1 protein-coding gene is annotated in these 341 nt (G+C 45.5%); it reads right to left on the minus strand.

The features are described from left to right. Window positions 1-217, minus strand: a 217-nt coding sequence (locus tag P5674_RS26190; RefSeq protein WP_315670520.1) for a reverse transcriptase N-terminal domain-containing protein, incomplete at its 3' end; no start/stop codon positions are given. Between the last annotated feature and the right edge of the window lie 124 nt (window positions 218-341).

Genomic DNA, 341 nt, shown 5'->3' on the forward strand with positions numbered 1-341 from the left:
GCACTGCTAAGAGTCGGGCATAATATGATTTCACCAGTAGACGTTGCCACCTTCTAACCTTTGCATCTTGTCCCGATTTAGCTGCTTGAAATATCCTCTTTTGGAGTTGGAAAACTTTCCGTTGAACTTTCGCCCATGGGATAGCCTTCCATGGGTTTTTCGTAGTCTTGATTGGTTTGGTTTTGCCAAAACCTTTCTTTAAACTCGCCTGCGCCATATAAGCTCCTACTTGGCTCTATTCTTGGCAATCAAACCGTAACCTGTCAGCATATCCCTACCATTACAGTCGGGCGTTGGCTTCTGGTCACATCTCACATCCTCTAGGACTTGCGGTTACACTA

This window comes from Limnospira sp. PMC 289.06, from assembly GCF_032350395.1.
Lineage (GTDB): Bacteria > Cyanobacteriota > Cyanobacteriia > Cyanobacteriales > Microcoleaceae > Limnospira > Limnospira platensis.